Origin of the sequence: uncultured Roseibium sp. (assembly GCF_947494555.1) — a bacterium.
Lineage (GTDB): Bacteria > Pseudomonadota > Alphaproteobacteria > Rhizobiales > Stappiaceae > Roseibium.
Map to the genome: position 1 here is coordinate 427,572 of NZ_CANLVF010000001.1, position 17,764 is coordinate 445,335.

12 protein-coding genes and 1 tRNA gene are annotated in these 17,764 nt (G+C 56.0%); 9 read left to right on the top strand and 4 right to left on the bottom strand.

Annotation, left to right across the window (positions count from 1 at the left end; translation table 11 throughout):
* Positions 1 to 47 precede the first annotated feature (47 nt).
* Positions 48 to 3,914 (bottom strand): G8 domain-containing protein, encoded by a 3,867-nt coding sequence (locus Q0915_RS01845; RefSeq protein WP_299472696.1) that lies wholly within the window; start codon positions 3,912 to 3,914, stop codon positions 48 to 50.
* 579 nt (positions 3,915 to 4,493) lie between these two features.
* Positions 4,494 to 5,399 carry a LysR family transcriptional regulator gene (locus Q0915_RS01850; protein ID WP_299472697.1) on the bottom strand — a complete coding sequence of 302 codons (906 nt, stop codon included), beginning with the start codon at positions 5,397 to 5,399 and terminating at the stop codon, positions 4,494 to 4,496.
* Positions 5,400 to 5,519: 120 nt separating this feature from the next.
* On the opposite strand from Q0915_RS01850, the gene Q0915_RS01855 reads away from it, so the two are divergent.
* Entirely contained in the window at positions 5,520 to 6,392 is an 873-nt protein-coding gene (locus Q0915_RS01855) for a DUF4437 domain-containing protein (protein ID WP_299472698.1), read from the top strand.
* Between the two features lie 551 nt (positions 6,393 to 6,943).
* On the top strand, positions 6,944 to 8,011 hold the full coding sequence (locus tag Q0915_RS01860; protein ID WP_299472699.1) for a metal-dependent hydrolase: 1,068 nt from the start codon (positions 6,944 to 6,946) through the stop codon (positions 8,009 to 8,011).
* Between the two features lie 653 nt (positions 8,012 to 8,664).
* On the opposite strand, the gene Q0915_RS01865 is transcribed toward Q0915_RS01860, so the two are convergent.
* Positions 8,665 to 8,741: transfer RNA gene (locus Q0915_RS01865), tRNA-Met, on the bottom strand.
* 114 nt (positions 8,742 to 8,855) lie between these two features.
* Entirely contained in the window at positions 8,856 to 10,034 is a 1,179-nt protein-coding gene (mnmA, locus tag Q0915_RS01870; RefSeq protein WP_299472700.1) for a tRNA 2-thiouridine(34) synthase MnmA, read from the bottom strand.
* Between the two features lie 303 nt (positions 10,035 to 10,337).
* Here mnmA and Q0915_RS01875 point away from each other — a divergent pair, with 303 nt between their 5' ends.
* The 7 genes from Q0915_RS01875 to fliN all read left to right on the top strand — a co-directional run bounded on the left by Q0915_RS01875 (position 10,338) and on the right by fliN (position 17,755).
* On the top strand, positions 10,338 to 12,383 hold the full coding sequence (locus Q0915_RS01875) for a flagellar hook-length control protein FliK (protein WP_299472701.1): 2,046 nt from the start codon (positions 10,338 to 10,340) through the stop codon (positions 12,381 to 12,383).
* Positions 12,384 to 12,417: 34 nt separating this feature from the next.
* Positions 12,418 to 13,077, top strand: coding sequence for a flagellar hook capping FlgD N-terminal domain-containing protein (locus Q0915_RS01880; RefSeq protein ID WP_299472702.1), 660 nt, complete (start codon positions 12,418 to 12,420; stop codon positions 13,075 to 13,077).
* A 371-nt stretch (positions 13,078 to 13,448) separates the two neighbouring features.
* Positions 13,449 to 13,724 carry a DUF1153 domain-containing protein gene (locus Q0915_RS01885; protein WP_029065927.1) on the top strand — a complete coding sequence of 92 codons (276 nt, stop codon included), beginning with the start codon at positions 13,449 to 13,451 and terminating at the stop codon, positions 13,722 to 13,724.
* 305 nt (positions 13,725 to 14,029) lie between these two features.
* On the top strand, positions 14,030 to 15,643 hold the full coding sequence (gene fliF / locus Q0915_RS01890; RefSeq protein ID WP_299472704.1) for a flagellar basal-body MS-ring/collar protein FliF: 1,614 nt from the start codon (positions 14,030 to 14,032) through the stop codon (positions 15,641 to 15,643).
* Positions 15,643 to 16,692: a flagellar motor switch protein FliG gene (gene fliG / locus Q0915_RS01895; RefSeq protein WP_299472706.1), complete on the top strand. Its 1,050-nt coding sequence runs from the start codon at positions 15,643 to 15,645 to the stop codon at positions 16,690 to 16,692. Before fliF ends, fliG begins: the two co-directional genes overlap by 1 nt.
* A complete protein-coding gene (locus Q0915_RS01900; RefSeq protein WP_299472708.1) occupies positions 16,692 to 17,423 on the top strand; it encodes a FliH/SctL family protein in 732 nt (243 codons plus the stop codon). The genes fliG and Q0915_RS01900 overlap by 1 nt, the downstream gene beginning before the upstream one ends.
* A complete protein-coding gene (gene fliN / locus Q0915_RS01905) occupies positions 17,420 to 17,755 on the top strand; it encodes a flagellar motor switch protein FliN (RefSeq protein ID WP_299472710.1) in 336 nt (111 codons plus the stop codon). The genes Q0915_RS01900 and fliN overlap by 4 nt, the downstream gene beginning before the upstream one ends.
* The last annotated feature ends 9 nt before the right edge of the window (positions 17,756 to 17,764 follow it).

Below are 17,764 nucleotides of genomic sequence, written 5' to 3' on the forward strand. Positions count from 1 at the left end.
TTACCCCTTGAATTGGGCTCAAAACCCGGAATTGAATTTTGGAGAGTTCAGAACAGATCCTGGATGCTCGGCGGCAGCGCCGAATGCTCGAAGAGCAGACCCATGTCCAGGAGATCCTGCTTGGTGTTCGCACCATGAAAGTTTGTCAGCACCACTTCGGCAACCCCGTCAATCTTGATCGTAAGATCGATGCCGGAGCGCTCCGCCGTCAGCTTGCTGATGTCTTCGAAGTAGAGTTTTCCGCCGCCTCTGAAGCCTTGTAACTCGTCAAGCTTGCCGTCGGATACAAAGACAAAACGATCCGCTGATGGATCCCAGTCGATGATCGTATCCTTGCCGGCTCCATCGATATTTGTGTCGGCGCCGGAGCCCCCTTGAAGCGTGTCGTTGCCGCTTCCACCCACGAGTACGTCATCACCTCTGCCACCATTCAAGGTGTCGTCGTGACTTCCGCCATCTAGCAGGTCATTGCCATCCTGGCCTTGCAGTTGGTCTTTGTTGGAACCGCCGAAAAGGCGGTCATTCTGTTCGCCGCCGAAGAGTTCGTCGTTGCCCGTGCCGCCGTAGACCTGGTCGCTTCCCTTGCCCCCGTTCAGCCAGTCATCACCCCACGAACCGCGGATCGTATCGTTACCGTCACCGCCCGAAGCCCGGTCAACGCCTCCGCCTCCATAAATCTTGTCATTGCCGCTACCGCCGAGAAGCTCGTTCTTGCCTTTCCCGCCATAGAGGACATCGGCTCCGTCCCCGCCATTGAGCGTATCGTCATCCCATCCGCCGCGCAGGGTGTCGTTGCCGTCCTGGCCGTAAAGCTGGTCGGCTCCTCCGGCGCCATAAATCGTATCGGCGTCATTCCCGCCGTAGAACTGATCGTTACCCTTTCCGCCATAGAGTCTGTCGTCCCCGTCGTCGCCTTGCAGGGTGTCGTTGCCATCCCCGCCACGAAGGATGTCGTCACCCTTACCTCCCTGCAAACGGTCGGCATCGTTCCCGCCGTAGAGCCTGTCCTGCCCATCACCGCCGTTGAGGTAGTTCTCACCGGCATTTCCCCTCAGGAGATCGTCTCCGTCTTTTCCGTAGAGCTGATCATTACCTCCACCTCCGAGGAGCATGTCGTTGTAATCAGTGCCCTGGAACACATCATCCCGGTCACCGCCGAATTGGCGATCGCCTGTGATCTTCAGTCCGTTCAGATCCTGATCGCGCTCAGTGCCCGCGAAAGCTTCACCGTCATTGTTGTCGACGGAATGCACGACACCGGCCGTGCCGGGCTTCAGCAGATTTGCGACATGCACGTCGTTCTTTGGGTCATCGCCCGTCAGAGTCAGTGTGAATTCATGCCTGTGAGGCTTGTCTTCAGTGCCCACCTGAAACAGACCGCCATTGATGACGAGAATCCAATCGGCGGTCAGCGACAGGTCCTTGACGTCTTCGACAAGTAGTTCGCCGCCATCGACGATAATGCCTTTTACCTGCGCGTTCTCATTCAGAACCAGCCGGTCATCCTTGCCGATGACGACGATGTCGTCTGTGTCCGGTTTGCCGCCCTGCCAACTGGCGCTGGTGGACCAGCGGTCATCTGCGCTGGTGATGTCCGACGTGACAGAGGTTGATTTTGGTTTTTCTGGAATTGGGAGGATGTAAGGGTCGAAGTCTGTTGTTTCAGCGTCCTGCGGCGCGTTGTTACCGCTCGCCTTGTAAGCCCCGTAGTTCTTTATATGCACCTGGAATTCGTCGCTGTAATTGTCCTTCACGACCCGCGCATCCTGAACATTCGGCACAGATGCGCCAACATCAGCGACGGCTTTGACGTATAAAACACTGCCCTTTTTGAAATAGGCTGTTCCGTCGGCGGATTTCAGCGCGCCCAGACCACCAACCTGATCCGCTCCCCGGACCGTCAATCCGGCTGGCAGGTCGACAAACTTGTAATAGACCGCGCTGCCCTCTTTCATGTCGCGCAGTTCTACGTCGATCACATTCGGCAAACCGTCAGGATAGCGCACGGTATAGAAGTCGAAACCCGTGCCGGTGGTCTGTCCACGGTCTTCTATGGCGACAAGGTCGAGGTAGACATTGTTGCCACCGGTATCTTCGTTCAGAAGAAGCTTCGCACCGTTGTCTGAGCGTTCGATTTCCAGCTTGACGCGTTTTCCGGCACTCGTATCGAACCGCTGGATGCCAAAATCAACGTTGCCGCTGTTGACCCACAAGTTCTGCCGGCTGTCGAAACGGGCACTTCCCAGTGCGTTGAAACCGGTTGTGCCCTGTTCCGGAATGTCGATCCGGTCACCTGGAAAACGATCGATGATTTTCTGGGTGATCGACGCACCCCAGGTTCCGGCAAGGCTTCCGTCGAGATCAACCACTGCAAAAGTCGCGGCATTTGTGTCTTCCGGCGACCTGTTTCCGGGGCCAAGATACCGGTCCATTCGATTATGCCCTGGCATGTCGTCATCGAAGGTCAGGTCTTTGGTGGAATTGTTTGTCCGTCTGTGGAACCCGCTCCCGGCCAGCAGCGCGCTGTCCTTGTCCTCGGTGAAGCCAGCAAAGTGCACGCTTTCGAGGGCAACCGGCGAATCGTAAAACTGATGCCCGCGCACTCCTTCGCCTGAAGCAGCGCCAAACTGACTTGAGCCCGGATCGTCCGCGTCACCGTCATTCGTAACATTTTTGGAGCGGCCAACGAACAGACTGTCCTTTACCAGGTGCCGGCCCGCCAGGAAGGATCCGGATTTGTTGTCGGCAAACATGGAATTGTCGATGATCACGCCACTCGTAGATCGCGTCCAGATGCCCTGATCGCCCGACTTATAGGTCGTGAAATTCTCGATCAGAAAATCGCCCTTGTAGTGGGAATCGGAGAAAACACCGTTCGCCTCGTTGATCGATTGTGCGTGGGCGAGACCGTTCACGCGGTTGCTATGGGATGCGTTGTCATCAAAGACGCCGTGCATCCTGTGCTTGGGCGCATATCCCTTATAGTCGTCAACGGTTGCGGACGTGCCCATCACCTTGTCCTGATGGGTGAACCAGATCCCGGAATTGTCCGACCCGGCAGCGTGATTGCCCGCCATATGGTTCTGCGGGTTTGTCAGCCAGAATGTGGAAACACCTGTGAAGTCAGACTTGTGCGACGCTTCGGCAGCACTCGCGGTCTGCCGTGTCACAAAGCCCAGATTATCCTTCAGGACATTTCCGAATTCGGACCCATCTTCCAGAAAATAACCATGCCCGATGGTGTCAAAGACGACATTGTCTTCTATCCAGGCGTTCTGGATACCGTGCAGGGTTATGCCCTTGTTGAAGGAGTGGTGAATTGAGCTGTTCTCGACATATTCGCCTTCGACATTGCCGTTCATATGCCAGTGAAGCGGATAGCGCCCCATCTCGCCCTTCTGTCCCATTTGGAAGAATTCAGCGCCTGAGATATGCATCTCCGCACCGTTCATCACCATGGTGTGGCCACCATAACCGTCAGACGGACTGTCCTCGTCGCCCTGAATTTTGACATTCCGGCTCAGAAGGCCAACTTCCGCGCGCGTATCGACTGTCCACGCCCTATATTCGCTGCCCGACTTGCCGTTATCATAGGTCTGCTTTTCACCGAAGTGGGTGTATGTGAGTGGTGTCTCAAGCTCTAGCGTTGTCGTGCCGTTCGCATTGACGGTAACTTTCTTGATGACCGCCTCTTCGGCTTCATGCGCATCCTGGCTCGTTGATGCCAGCGCGATCCTGTCCCCCTCCTGCCATTTGGTCTTGCTGTCAAGCGTGAGAACCGAAGACCCGGCTTCCGCCGTTTTCGCAAGCTGAACCCAACTCTCCTTCTCGGCATCCCGAGCGTGGATTTCTATCCGGCTGCCCTGACCCATGGCCATGAGAAAGGCGTTGTTATCCTTGATTGTCGGCATCATTTTTCTGGAAATCCCCACGGAAGGCGGCACCAAAGAAACTCGGAAACACTCAGCCGATACGCCGCTCTTTGGTGCTTGCGTAAGTCCTTAACCGATCAGAACAAAAGCTCTGACCCAGCCTGCATCTCAGCGATAACGCTCTATAAATGAGGGGATTTTTCGAACTTTTCTTGTTCATATTGTGCAGCCTAAGAAAGCAACTTTAAATAGAAATTGTAGGTATTTCGTACCGAAAATTCTCGTGAATCGTTCCCAGAATATTTGGAAAATGAGTTGTCGTATTTTTTATAAATTAGTCGGCTAAGTTTCTGCGGGCGCACACACAAAACGATTGTTATCGAGATCATCTCCTGTTGGGAGTGGTGCCCATTTCTGACTAGTATCCTGAACCCGGAAAATGGTGTTGTGCGGCTACATGGCCTGAAAATCGGCAAAGGGGTAACCGGCTTTGTTCGTTTCGATTACGCGCACTCAAAACGGACAAGTTTGCCTGGGTATTGTTTCAAAGCCCTGGAGACATTTGCCCTTCTGATCCTTGGTTTGGGTAAATGGTGGCACGTATGTGCAATCGAAATGAGTTCAATCACCGCAAAGCTCGGGGATCTTGTTGAGTTTGGATTCCAGAAAGTCGGTGAATGCGCGCACGCGCGCCGAGGGCAATCTCGAGGGTGGGCGGACAGCAAAGACTTTCCAAAAGGGTGAGACGGAATAGCTGCCGAGCATCGGCCTCAACGCTCCGGAAGACAGCTGGTCAGCAATTTCCCAGGTGCATTTGCGTGCAATACCGAGGCCGGACAATGCGGCTTCGGTAATCGCTTCTGCGCTTGAGCTTGAGAAATTGCCAGTGGTTTTTATGTCGTGAACCGTTCCGTCAGGCGCTGCAAGCGACCAGGTTCGCATGTCTTCCCTTGCAAGACAGTTGTGGATTTTGAGTTCGTCCAACGTAGAAGGAGTGCCATACCTTTCAAGATAGCTCGGTGCTGCAACGAGACGCCTCGGGCTTACGGCCAGCTTGCGCGCCTTGAGTGTGGAGGGAGCTAACGCACCGATGCGGATCGCAATATCAAATCCCTGTTCGACGATGTCTATGACAGAGTCGCTCATGGCGAGCTGTAGCGAAACACCAGGATGCCTGTCGAGGAATTCGGTCACGTGTGGCGCAATGTGTAGGCGCCCAAAAGAAGCGGAACAAGCGATCCGGATTTCTCCCTTGATATCTCGCGGATCAGGCTGAATGTCCGCAAGAGCTTCTTCAACGTCTCCCAAAATGCGCTTTGCATGCGCCAGGAAAATTTCACCATCGGTCGACAGGGACACTGCGCGGGTGGTCCGGTGAAACAGCTGTGTTCCAACCGTTGCCTCAAGGGCTTGCAGACGCTGTGTCGCGGCCGTCGCAGACAGGCCGAATTCTGTCCCTGCCTTGCCGATTGCTCCCAGCGCTGCCACGCGAACGAACAATTCAAGCGATTTGAGATCGATGGACATTATTTGTTTTTTCCAAATAGTAATTTTTATTTTCGGCGGATTATTAATAGATTCTAGAGCTTATTTAAAGGAGGAGACATCAAGACGGCGCCTGCGCCGCACAAATTCGGGATTTTCACGATGCGCCTCTCCATCCTGTCTGTCGCCTTGGCCGTATTCTTTGCGCTTGGCGCGCCTCTGACCGTTGCACAAGACACTCAATCGTCTGGGATGGTCGAGGTGGTGCCACACGAAGCCGTCGCTTTCCAACCCTTGAATCCAGCTCGCGGCGATGCCGGCCCGCAAGCTGGTGTCTTGTGGGGCGACATACGAGAAGACGTTCCAACCGGAGCCATTATCCGGTTCCAGCCAGGCTTCAGTTCTCCGCCTCACATTCACAACATCACCTATAGAGCCGTCGTCATCAGCGGCGCAGTTCACAATGACGATCCCTCTGCAGAACTCATGTGGATGGGCCCGGGGTCGTTCTGGACCCAGCCCGCTGGAGCGACACACATAACCGCCGCGCGCGACGACGCGGGACTTTCCACCGCCTTTCTGGAGATTCAACAAGGGCCTTACCTCGTTCAACCAAAGGATCGAGCGTTTGCCAATGGCGAATTCCCGGTCAACGTTGAGGCAGATAATATTGTCTGGATTGATGCAGCGGATGTGTCTTGGGTCGACGCTCCAGGGGCGTCAGCGGGATCGGATGAACCCAAGATCGCGTTTTTATGGGGAGATCTTTCGGAAGGCGGTAAAAATGGAACTTTCCTAAAGCTGCCGGCTGGGTTCGAAGGAACAGTCACCGGTGAGGATGCTTGGCTTCGCGCCGTCGTTATTGAGGGATCCGCGACACATCAGGCAGCCGCTGCAACCGAGGCCACGCTACTCAATCCGGGCAGTTATTTTGGCTCTCAAGCAGCTGCGGTTCATGGCGTAACGTGCACCGGAAACGACGCTTGCATTTTCTACTTGAGCGTCACGGGCAAGTACTTTGTTTCGCGCTCCTGAAGGAAACTGAGATTATTCCGACACCGCTAAGACAAAGAAGCGTTTCTTTTGCCGACATGCCAGCGGAGGGAGAGGGGAAGAGACGGTTGACGTTTTGACCTCGAGTGCCGTGAAATGAATTGTTTGCAGCTCGACAATTCAGCAGCAAGTCAGCTCACGTGGCTATTTGGGGCAAATTGGTGCGTGGTATTGAGAACATGAAAAATTGTTTTAGCGCCAAATCTACAAGTGACGATCCCAAGGAGACAAACTGATGCCGCGCACGGCTGGTGGGGGAGTCTACAGTCCTACTGGCGAAGTAAACCCCATGTGACTCCGGCGTCATTCCCGCCGTTTGGCGTTTTCGCCGATAGGTCTGGCGTCTCTCATACCGAGCAGCATTCCAGCAATTTTGCGCGTTGGACGGATGTCTTTGGCAGCAGTAGGCAATTGGCTGCACTCGCAAAGAGACACCGCAATCGATCGCGTCTTTCGCTCAGTGCAGAAGCCGAATGACTTGCATTTTGAAACCGGAACGTAGCCTGAGCATATCTCTGGAGAGATCGTAGATTATGGACTCACTGACGCAATTTACGTTCGGCGCGGCAATTTCCGCTGCTTGCCTTGGATCGAAACTTGGACCCAGAAAAGCTGTTTTGATTGGGGGGCTACTGGGAACCTTGCCCGACCTAGATGTCTTGATCCCATTTGAGACGAAGATTGATCAATTCGTCTATCATCGCGGCTGGTCGCATTCGTTCTTCATTCACGCGGTTGCAGCTCCGGTGATTGGTGAATTGATCCTCCGTTTGTTCAAATCTCTCAAGGGCCAACGGACGCTTGTTTGGACGACCGTTTTTCTGTGTCTGACGACCCATGCGATTCTTGATTCAATGAATGCCTATGGTGCCCGGGTATTCTGGCCGTTCTATCCGGATCCGGTCGGGACGGGGTCCATCTTCATAATTGATCCTGTTTTCACCGTGCCATTGCTTGTTGCCGTCGCGTGGGCAATCGCTAGTGCAAAATGGTCAGCTGGCTTGAAAAAGATACTCGTGGCGTCACTCGTATTCAGCACCGGCTATCTGGTCTGGGGCTTGATCGCCCAACAACATATCCACGCGCGGGGAAAGTCCATTTTCGCCAAGCAAGGTATCGACGTAACCAACGTGAAGACGGTGGTCACACCGTTCAACACATTTCTCTGGCGTGTGATTGGGCAGGCGAACGGCGAATACCACAATCTATATGTGTCGCTCTTCGATGATGATGAAAACGCCGTTGTCTATAAGCATGAATTTGATTCTGCTCTTGTTTCGTGTGTTCTCGATGATCCTGAGTATCAGAAGATGGTCTGGTTCAGTGATGGCTTTGTCAGGACCGATCTGATGGACGGCAGAATTGTTGCGTCTGACTATCGCCTGGGCCTGACACCAAGCTACATCTTCCGGTTTGCAATCGCCGAATACGAGGATGGTCAAATCAAGAAGATATCGCCTGAACCCATCTTGCCAAGCATATCGAATGCAGGCACCGAATTTGACTGGTTGGGTAAGCGAATGTCAGGTCAGCGATCTATCAGAGCATCTGAGCAAGATTTTCTGGAAAGCTATGAAATAAAAGATATCGCCGAATGCTAGAAAATCTCTGAGCGACCAAAATTTTGTGCTGATATTGACATGAGCAGAAGCGAGATTAACGTCTGCTTGCCCAGTAATGTGCAACGTCCCATGGCTGGATAAATTGGCATCTTATGTCGGCGGGTCGTAAGGCGTGCGAGAATTCAGATACCCCATTACGGTTGCCCAGACGGTTTCTGCCGTCAAGAAGTGGCCTCTCCAATAGCGAGCCCAGGGCACGCACCATGGCGGCCCCCCGTCATTAAGACGAGATCCGGAATTCCAAGCAGAACGCGCGAACGTCATTTACGAGGTCTGCGAGCTGCCTCCACAGCCCGTCTCAGAGAGAAGTTTTTGCGCCTGGGTTCACCACTTCAAAGAATGGGCAGTTGTCAGCGACTATGATCTGGTTTGCCTCGTGCTCTTTGCGCTTCCAACGATCTTGAGCAAAGATTTTCCGCTCAAACGCTATTCTCGCTTTCTCTTGCTTGGCATGGTTGCCATGGCATTGGACATGTCTTAGGGCTAAGCGTTGAACGGTTTGAAAATTTGGTTTTCTGCGATCCGCATGAGCTGATTTCGAGCTCCATTCCTTCATGCTGGCTCGCTTAAAGGATGAGCTTTTGGACTGCGTTATTTGGACTTTGCACGAATTGGATTGTTTTAGCTAAAATTGGTAGCGGAGGAGGGACTTGAACCCCCGACACGCGGATTATGATTCCGCTGCTCTAACCGGCTGAGCTACTCCGCCATCCAAGCGCCGACAATGAAAGCGCCCGCGCGATGTGGGGGTGCTTATAGTGAGGCGGCGGACAGGCGTCAAGCGCAGATTTTGCCCGCCGCCTGCAATCTCTTTTTCCTGCCGTCAGGCCAAGGAAACCGGCGCATGCGCGTGTGGAAAATCAACCTGCCACGTTCCCGATCTTTCCGTTTTGTCGATCCAGCCGCCGCCCAGCACACGCGCGTTTTCGTCGTCACTGTCGAAGAACACGCAGGCCTGGCCCGGCGCGACGCCGGTTTCACCGCTTGCGAGATCCACGAAGCCTTTGCCGTTCAGCATGCGCAGTGTTGCCGGTGCCGGTGGGCGCGTCGAGCGCACCTTGGCAAATAGCTCGACCTCATCGCCCTCATCGAGGGGATGATCGCCGATCCAGTTCATCTCGCGAAGCAGGATTGTCCTTGTTGCAAGGGCCTCGCGGGGCCCGACAATCACGCGGCGCTCGTCAGCATCAAGGCGCACGACGTAGAGCGGCTCACCTGTCGCAACGCCGATGCCGCGTCGCTGTCCGATCGTGAAATGGATAATGCCCTCATGCTCGCCAAGGACGCGGCCATCCATGTGCACGATCTCGCCGGGCTCGGCGGCGTTCGGGCGCAGTTTGCGGATCACCGCCGCATAATCGCCGTTGGGCACAAAGCAGATGTCCTGGCTGTCCGGCTTGTTTGCAACGGACAGGCCGAATTCGGCTGCGAGTTCACGGACCTGCGCCTTGGGCATTCCGCCAAGGGGAAAGCGAATGAAATCGAGCTGCTCTTGCGTGGTGGCAAAGAGAAAGTAGCTTTGATCCCGATCAAGGTCCGCCGGGCGGAAGAGCGCCCGTTTGTTGCCGTTTGGCGCTGAGCGAACGTAGTGGCCGGTGGCGAGCGCGTCCGCACCAAGATCCCTGGCGGTCTTCAAAAGATCGGTAAACTTGACCGTCTGGTTGCACGAGACACAGGGGATCGGTGTTTCGCCGGCGATGTAGCTGTCGGCAAACCGGTCCATGACCTGTTCCTTGAACCGGCTCTCGTAGTCCAGAACGTAGTGAGGTATGCCGATTTTCTCCGCCGCGCGGCGGGCATCGTGGATGTCGACGCCGGCACAGCAGGATTTCGCCTTGGCAACGGCCGCACCGTGGTCGTAGAGCTGCAGCGTCACGCCGATGACATCATAACCTTCCGCCTTCATCAGGGCCGCGACGACAGAACTGTCGACGCCGCCAGACATGGCAACAACAACGCGCGTGTCCTCCGGGCGACCGGGCAGATCAAGACTGTTTCCCATTCTCAACACTTCCAGAAATCAGTGCAGGGCGGCGCCGGATCTCGTGTTCGATCAACCGGTTGCGCCGTTTTCAGTAAGGCGCGCCAATCCCCTGCCTTTTCAAAGTCGCGGCACTATACAGATATGTCCCCTGGATGCCAATTGCTATCCATGGGTGGCAGGCATGCTTTGCCTGACCGGCAATCCTTGCCGCCCCGTCGCGCTGGCTCAGGAGAAGTCGATTTCAAAAAAATAAATAAAAACAATAATTTATGGTTATTTTCGAAACTGGCCTGATGCTTGCTTTCCTGGTTGCGACGGAATGTGCCTGATCTCCAGGCTATGATCTCGGGGGCGATTTTGCTGCCATTTGGATTTTTGACGGATGTATCGGCCAGTGCTTTGGCTGCGGGGGCTGGCGGTCTTAAGGGCTTTGCGGCACCTGCAAATGGTGGGGAAACGCAGACCGGTTTTGAGGCTGAACTGACGGAGCTCATGGAAGCGTTCCCAAGCACAGAGCTTGCGAGCGTTCAAGGTGCGGAAGATGCTTCGGGCATCTTCGCGATCCCGTCGGACATAATCGCGCCTCTAGCGGGGCCGGTGCCGGTTCTTTCCGGCAATAGCCAAGAACAAGCAAGTGAGCCTGCGGAAGCCGTGGAGCCGCTGCTCGGCGCCCTTGGTGGTGGACAGGATGCGCCTGCGGGCGCGCCGGTGCCGCAGGCGCCGGCGTCCGGTCAGGCAAACGCGCCGGGTGTTCTGCCGAATGCCGGGGCCGCGCCACTGACGAGTACCCCGGCTGCGAGCGCCCCGGTTCCGCGTGCGCCTGAAATGCCCTTGCCGTTTGTTCCTAGCAAAGCCATCTCGGGTGTCGAAGCCGTGCCGGATATTCAGGCCAAAGGGCCGGTGGTGGTGACTTCATCTCAGCCGGTGCCTGCGAAGTCCGGTGGTGAGGAGGTTGCCGTAGCACAGCTCCGGCCAGAACCCGGTGTTGTTCAGGCGGCGGCAGCCGATGCGCACGCATTATCTTCTTCCGGTGCGGCGGCGACACCTGATGTTCCCCAGTTGGTCGAAACGAAAGGGGCAGAAGAACTCGTAACAGCGAAAGCGCCCCTCAGTAATCAGCCCGCCCCGGAAAGCGGCATACGCACGGGACGCAGATGGCAGAATGAATTGCCCGAGGATTTACGGGCCCCGATCAAAAACTTGAGCCGTCAGGTTCCCCCTGCGCAGGATCAGGAAACAACGTCTCTTAAGGCGACACCTGAAGGTGCTGGAGTTACAGCTGCCGGCCCGCTTGATGATGATGCGCCGCTCGCTTTGCGGACAGAGCCACAGCCAAGCGGCACCGGCGTTGATGCCAAGAAACCAATTGCGGCACCCGTTCCTCCCCAAGGTAATGGCAGTGCTGAGCCCGTTGTGCGCAATGCTGTCGCCGGTGTTGAACCCGAAGCCACCGAAGCGGCCGTAAAGACTGTTTCCGCTGCTGTTCTTGCGCGAGCCGCTGCCCAGTCATCTGCCGGCGCGCCATCCGATGGAAGCGTCACGTCGCTGACGCCGGAAACCGTTGTTTCCGCTGAAGGGGATACGTTTGATCCGGAGCCTTTAGTGCAGACCACGAAAGATCAGGCGATCAAGGCTTCCGCGTCCAGCCTAACGGGTGAAAAGGTGTCTGATGGCGCGCAAGCAGCCAAAGCGCCCGACCCAGCGGCCCGCGGCACTGCAGCCGTGCCGGAAATCAGGCCTGCGGCTAGTGTCGAACCCGCCCCCGCCGCGAACGCATTCCTTGCCGCTCAAATCAGTGCCGAAGAGCTTGCCCTGATCCAACAACCCTGGGATGGAAGCGCATCCGGTGAGTTTGCGGCGACCATTCGTGGAGGCGACATCTCGGGGGCGATCAGAACCGAGAGCCTGCAGGTGCCAGGACAGGCCCAGTCCGGACAGGTTTCCATGCAGGTCGCGGCAGAAATTGCTCGAAACCTCAAGAACGGCCAGACCCGTTTCCAGATGCGTTTCGATCCGCCTGAACTCGGGCGTGTCGACGTGAACATGCGTGTTGGTGCCGATGGCGGCGTTCATGCCCACCTGATCGTGGAAAGACCCGAAACACTGGACATGTTCCTGCGAGACCAGCGCGGTCTCGAGCGCGCACTCGAGGCGGCCGGTCTAAGCGCGGATTCGGAGAACCTGCAATTCTCGCTGAAACAGGAGGGCGGTCGTGAGTTCGCCTCCGGTGACGGCCAGTCCGACCAGTCCACCGACGCAGCACAGCCGCAGGACAGTGGCGAGCCGGATGAGAGTGGCACAGATACGGAAAACATCGTTCAGATGACGCTGGCCGGCCGGCCGGGCGGTCTGGATCTGAAGATTTGACAAGCGGGATGGGGACCCATCCGGGGAGTATGACGTGAACACTGTTTCTTCGAGCACGAGCGCGACGGCACAGAGTAGCAGTTCGGCCAGCCAGTCCGGGCTTATTGCCAACTACGAGCTGTTCCTGAGTATATTGACCACGCAGATCCAGAACCAGGATCCGCTCGATCCGATGGATTCTGCCGAGTATACCAATCAGTTGGTTCAATACTCGAACGTCGAGCAATCAATTCAGCAAAACAAGAACCTGGAAGAAATTATTGCTTCGCTCAGCAGCAACATGAGCATGAGCTATGTTGGCTACATCGGCAATGAAGTGACCGCGGACGCATCGACGACAACGCTTTCCGGGAGCCAGGCAAGCTGGAATTACGAGCTGAGCGACAGTGCAACCGGCACCTATGAAATCAGGAACTCCAGCGGCTCGCTTGTTTATACAGGAGAGGCTGACCTGAAAGCGGGCAGCGGAACAATTACCTGGAACGGGCAACTGTCCGCCGGAGGCGAAGCGCCGGACGGTCTTTATACTATTTCTTTCGACGTGAAAGACGCCTCAAGCAACCGCGAAACTGTCCGAACAGAGACGAAAGGCATCGTGGACAGTGTCGATCTGTCGGGCAGCGAGGTCATCTTGAATGTTGGTGGCCAGAAAATTCCGGTATCCAGCGTCACCTCCGTTTCCGCACCTGCCTAAGTCCCGTTGAAAATCGTTGGCGGAACCACGCCTGCGTCAGGCTTTACTGCCAGCGACCGGCCTTTTCCGCGCGGCTTAAGGCTGGTTTTTTAGTGTCACATGCAAATTTTCTTCTGAATCGGCAAACGGTCACGTGCAGCTTTGTCTGCTGCAGCGTCGAATTGCGTTGCAAAATGCGCGACAGGGAAACTATGGTTAACAAGATTATGTATTAATGTTAATACTCTTACGCTTTTTCTTTGTTACTTCCTAAATATCATTCATTAAATTCGGATTTTATAGTTAACAAAAACACAATTTTGCTTTAGTCGTTTGTTAAGCGTCGTCTTGTAGTCTCAGCTCACCTTGGTCATGGTTAGTGTGAGAGTACAATGACCGAACAGATTCGTTCGCGTGTAAAATATGTCATCGGCCCGGATGGTAGTCCGCTTACTATTGCAGACCTGCCACCGACATCCACGAAGCGGTGGGTGATCCGTCGCAAGGCAGAAGTTGTCGCCGCAGTTCGCGGTGGCCTGCTGTCGCTGGAAGAGGCCTGCCAGAGATATACCCTGACAGTAGAGGAGTTCCTCTCCTGGCAGAGTTCTATCGAAAAGCATGGACTTGCCGGCCTCAGGGCGACGCGCATTCAGCAATACAGAGGCTGAGCGTTCAAATTATTAACTTCATGTGCGCAACGCGCTCTACAAGGTCGGCTATGCCGGCCTTTTTATTTTGCGATTTGTCGTTCCAGGTTATCCAAAAATTAATGAACTAGGCAGTTTTTCCCCACTTCAGTTGCGTTTTGCAATCTCAAAAAGCCCGGAAATTCGCCATTCCGTGTAATTCGAAACCGGTGCGTTAACCAGTTGTTAACCGTCCGGGCGGCAAATTTTGCCCATCGAGGGTGTGGCGTGTCAGGCCGACTCCAACAATAACGGCTTAGACATGTTTCAGATGCGGGCGGGCATTCGTGAACGGCATAATTGAATTCATAAAGACTCTTGGTGCGGCACGTATCGCCGCCATGGGCGCGGTCGCGGCGATCCTCGTCGGCGTTTTCGCGTTCATTATTCTGCGCGTCACCGCCCCGCAGCTGACGACGCTCTACAACGAACTCACGCTTGAAGACTCTGCAGCAATCGTCACCCAGCTTGAGAGCCAGGGTGTTCAGTTCCAGCTCTCGCGCCAGGGGGCGACCATTCTCGTGTCCAAAGATCAGGTCGCCCGTCTTCGGATGCAACTCGCCGCTGAAGGACTGCCGACCGGTGGCTCGATAGGCTACGAGATCTTCGACCGCAGCGATACGCTTGGCGCAACCAGTTTTGTTCAGAACATCAACCATCTGCGGGCCATGGAAGGCGAGCTTTCGCGCACAATAGGGTCACTTGATCGCATTCGGGCCGCGCGCGTGCACCTCGTGATCCCTGAACGGCAATTGTTTCAGCGCGACCGGCGCCCGCCCTCCGCGTCGATTGTCCTGAATGTCAGGGGCGCACTTGGTCCCGGTGAAATTCGTGCGGTCCAACACCTTGTGGCAACGGCCGTGGAAGGGCTGGATCCAGATCGCGTCTCAATCGTCGACGAAAGCGGCCGGCTGCTCGCCTCGGGTGCGGGCGCCAGTGATGAGGACATGGTTTCAACGTCGCTCCAGGAGCGGACGGTTGCCATTGAAAGCCGACTGCGCAATCAGATCGAGGAAATTCTCAACTCAGTCGTCGGGCCGGGCCGGGCTCGGGTGCGCGTCAATGCGGAAGTCGATTTCAATCGTTTGACGGAAACGACCGAAACATTCGATCCGGAAGGGCAGGTCGTCCGTTCAACTCAGACAAAGGAAGAGGCGACCTCGTCAGTGAGCCGAAACGGTCAGGTCACAGCCGCAAACGAGCTTCCGAACGCCCAGGCGCAGCAGGATCAGGACGGACGCGACACGGCCTCGCTGACAGAAGAAGTCGTCAATTATGAAATTTCCCGGTCGACGCGTACCGAGGTCGTGGAGGCCGGGCAGGTCCGTCGCCTTTCCGTTGCCGTTCTCGTGGACGGAACCTATGAACCCGACGGAAACGGAAACACCGTCTACGCACCGCGTGCCCAGGAAACGCTCGACCGTATCGCGGTGCTGGTGCGCTCGGCAGTCGGTTTCGACGAGAACCGCGGTGATCTCGTCGAGGTCGTCAATCTGCAGTTCGCGCTTCCGCCCCAGGACGATCTTCTGGCCGAAGGCGATGGTTTGTTCGAGTTCACACGGGACGACATCATCCGCTTCGCAGAACTCGGGGTTCTGTTCCTGATCGCGATCCTGCTTCTGCTCTTCGTGGTACGGCCGCTGCTTCGCCGGATCGTCACGCCGGAGGAAAAACAGCCGCAGGAGCTCATGATCGGCCCGGACGGCACGCTGGTCGTCGAGACGGATGTTCCGCAGGACGAGGATATGGAAGACGAGTTCGTGATCGAATGGCTCGAGCAGGCAAAGCAGGAAGGGGCTATGCAGGCGAGCTCGATCGCGAAAGTGGGCGACATGATCAAGGATCATCCGACCGAAGCCGTCACCATCGTGCGCGGCTGGCTGGATGAGCAGGCGGCCTGATGGTGAGCGATCAACTTCAACAACACCTAACGATCAGCGCGGATGAGGAAGACCGTGAACTGAAAGGTGCCGAGCGGGCGGCGGTTCTGCTGCTTGCTCTGGGGGAATCGCATGGTTCACCAATCTGGGAAAAGCTCGACGAAATCGAGGTTCGTCAGGTCTCGGCCGCGATGGCAAATCTTGGACCGGTGACACCGAACATGCTTGAGAACCTCTTCAAGGATTTTGTTCGCCGGGTCAGCTCAAGAGGCTCGTTGACGGGCAATGTGGATGCAACCGAGCGCCTGCTGGCGAACTTTCTTCCTGGAGACAAGGTGTCGGTCATCATGGAGGAAATCCGGGGACCGGCCGGACGGAACATGTGGGAGAAACTCTCCAATGTTCAGGAGAATGTTCTCGCGAACTATCTGAAGAACGAATACCCGCAGACCGTCGCCGTGGTCCTGTCGAAAATCAATTCCGACCACGCGGCGCGCGTGCTGGGTATCCTGCCGGAGGAACTTGCGCTTGAGGTGGTCAGCCGCATGCTGCGCATGGATGCCGTCCAGAAGGAAGTTCTTGAAAAGGTGGAGCAAACACTCCGGGTTGAATTCATGTCCAACCTGACGAACACGTCGCGCCGGGACAGTCACGAGATGATGGCGGACATCTTCAACAATTTTGACCGGCAGACCGAGGCGAGGTTCCTGGCGGCGCTCGAAGAGGATAACCGCGAGGCGGCCGACCGGATCAAGACATTGATGTTCACCTTCGACGATCTCCTCAAGCTGGATGCGGCCAGCTGTCAGACGCTGCTGCGTCACGTGGAAAAGGACAAGCTGGCCATCGCGCTCAAGGGATCGACGGACACGGCGCGCAGCTTCTTCTTCGGCAATATGTCGTCGCGTGCGGCAAAACTACTGGAAGACGACATGGATGCCCTCGGACCGGTCCGCTTGCGTGACGTTGACGAGGTGCAGACAGGAATGGTGAACAAAGCCAAAGACTTGGCGGCGAAAGGCGAAATCATGATCTCCAAGTCCAAGGGTGACGAGGAAATCATCTACTGATGGTTCAACCGGCAGATACCGACCGCAGAATGGGCAGCATGAACAACCCGTCGAAATTTCTGTTCAATACGGACTTCTCCGCGCCGGAGGAGCCGGAAGAGGTTTTGCCTCCTGAACCGGAAACTCCGATGATCCCGGTTGCCGACCATGAAAAATTGCTGGCGGACGCCAAGGCCAAGGCCTTTGAAGAAGGGCGCAAACAGGCGCAGCAGGATCATCAGACAAAGCAAGAGACACTCTTGACCACGGAAGTCGACCGGCTGGTGGATGTGGTCGGGCAGGTGGTCGAAACGCTGGATGAACAGTTGGCAAAGCAGGAAAACGACGCGGTCAGCCTCGCCTTTCTGGTCGCCAGACGCTTGTGTGCTCACTTGATTGCGCGTCAGCCGCTGGCGGAGACAGTTGCCTTGGTTTCCGAATGCCTTGGGCCACTTAGAAAAGCACCGCACCTGGTGATCAGGATTGCTGAAAAGGACGTCGAGGCGTTGAAGGCAAGAGTAGATCCTATTGTCCTTGAAAAAGGTTTTGATGGCCGGCTCGTCATTCTGGGCGAGCCTGACATCGGGCGGGGAGACTGCCATATCGAGTGGGCAGACGGCGGCATCAAGCGCGACCGCAAGGCCCTTGAAAACGAAATAGACACGAGCATTCGCACGTATCTGCGCGCACGCCGCGAAGAAACGCGCAGCAACGTGTCCGACGCGTCGGCGGAGAAGGAAACTGACGTATGAGTGACGAACAAGACACAAACATTCCTCTCGATGAGCTGGAGGCGCCGCAGCGCAGCCTGGAGGAAGAAGATACACATTCGCCCGATTCCGCGGCGGATCTCGAGGCGGTATTCGATGTACCGGTCAGGATCTCCGCTGTGCTCGGACACTCCAGGATGCACGTTTCGGAACTGTTGAAACTCGCTTCCGGCACGGTTCTGGAACTCGACCGCAAGGTCGGTGAAGCGATTGATATCTACGTGAATGACCGGCTCGTGGCGCGCGGCGAAGTCGTCCTGGTGGAGGACAAGCTGGGTGTGACCATGACTGAAATTATCAAGACGGACCGGTAAGGAAGGGAT